We start from the raw sequence: 552 nt of genomic DNA, 5'->3' as shown, positions 1-552 counted from the left end.
GTCACATCGCCAAGCGCGCCGTAGTTGAGGACCGGCCGGACCGGGGCAAGCAGCGCGGGCGCCGTCGGCGTCTTGCGGGCGTAGAAATCGAGAAGGCCGCCGATATCGGCGAATATCTTCGTTTCGGCGGCCGTGCCGCCTGATTCCTCCGGAGCCGGGAGTGTGACGTCCGACAATTCCGTTCCCTTTTGATGCGATTGAGCTATTCTTCCAAGAAGTTGGGGAACGCGTCCAGTCTGAGGTGAAGTTTTGGGCCCAAAATCTGTGGTTGAGGCGCCCTAAAGCCCTTCGACGGAATTGGGGTCGGGCAGAAATCACCATGCTGGAGAATGAGCCGGACACGGGAGCAGAAGGCGGGCTGAAGCGCTGGCTCGAGGGCATCGGCCTTGGCCATTACTCCGATCTCTTCGCACAGCACCGTCTCGATCTCGACGTCATGGGCGACCTGACCGAATCCGATCTGGTCGAGCTCGGATTGCCGCTCGGCGATCGCAAGCGGCTCCAGCGGGCGATGGCGGCGTTGTTCCAGGCGGAAACGGCGCAGGCGCCCGC

The 552-nt window shown here is 62.9% G+C and carries 1 protein-coding gene; it reads left to right on the top strand.

Annotated elements, in window-relative coordinates; translation table 11 throughout:
- Positions 1–319: 319 nt before the first annotated feature.
- On the top strand, positions 320–552 hold a 233-nt coding region (locus tag MOV75_RS41320; protein ID WP_247008648.1), incomplete at its 3' end, for an SAM domain-containing protein.

Source organism: Bradyrhizobium sp. PRIMUS42 (assembly GCF_023006515.1).
Lineage (GTDB): Bacteria > Pseudomonadota > Alphaproteobacteria > Rhizobiales > Xanthobacteraceae > Bradyrhizobium.
This window is presented reverse-complemented; position numbering and strand designations above follow the sequence as displayed.